This window comes from Bradyrhizobium jicamae (assembly GCF_001440395.1).
Taxonomy (GTDB): Bacteria; Pseudomonadota; Alphaproteobacteria; order Rhizobiales; family Xanthobacteraceae; genus Bradyrhizobium; species Bradyrhizobium jicamae.
Genome location: NZ_LLXZ01000082.1, coordinates 1 through 576, shown reverse-complemented (window position 1 = coordinate 576; position 576 = coordinate 1). Strand labels below are relative to the sequence as shown.

The 576-nt window shown below is 61.3% G+C and carries 2 protein-coding genes; one reads left to right on the top strand and one right to left on the bottom strand.

All coding sequences use genetic code 11. The features are described from left to right. Positions 1–180 (bottom strand): hypothetical protein (locus tag CQ12_RS46295; protein WP_245309900.1); only part of this gene is annotated, 180 nt, incomplete at its 3' end. Positions 181–359: 179 nt separating this feature from the next. Here CQ12_RS46295 and CQ12_RS13485 point away from each other — a divergent pair. Next, the gene (locus tag CQ12_RS13485; protein ID WP_176721835.1) at positions 360–512 is read left to right on the top strand and encodes a hypothetical protein; all 153 of its coding nucleotides are present in this window, start codon (positions 360–362) and stop codon (positions 510–512) included. The last annotated feature ends 64 nt before the right edge of the window (positions 513–576 follow it).

Sequence of the window (576 nt, the reverse complement as noted above, 5' to 3'; positions counted from 1 at the left end):
GGTACGGTCCCAGCCGCTTCGGAAGCCATCGGCGCCTTTGCCGGACCGGCTTTCGATCCTGCAGACATAGAAGGTCACCTGACTGCCTTCGGAATCGGGCGCTGGAAGCCTTGAGCCCGGTCGGCTGAGGTTCGGCGAACCGAAGAAGCAAGGTCCGGTTCCAGCAGGACGTTTTACCATTCCGGGTTCCAACCGGCTCAAGTCGGCCCGAATAAAATTCTCGCTCTGGTCGGGAGAGGGGGAATTTTCCCCTCGAAATGGAGGGCGCCGGAGCGCCCGTATCGCTATTTCAGCTGATATCTTGCATCGGAGCGCGATCGATATTCCATATGCATTCCATGCTGCGTTGGAGATCGACCATGCGCGAACTATCGGCGGAAGCCCGCCTGCACCTTTACGCACGCTCGGTGTCCCGCCGTTCCGGCACCGGCTTTCACACCGCCGCGCTCTACAGCGCGTTCGCGCTCATTGCCGCGATCGTGTTCGGCACGCTCTCGGTGCATCCGTTCTGAGATCTGTAGGGTGGGCAAAGGCGCGTTTGCGCCGTGCCCACCGTCTGACTATCCGCGAGAAGGG

What these genes read in the sequence shown, in the direction of transcription:
- CQ12_RS13485 (WP_176721835.1), top strand. Translation starts at nt 360, where the DNA reads ATGCGCGAACTATCGGCGGAAGCCCGCCTGCACCTTTACGCACGCTCG.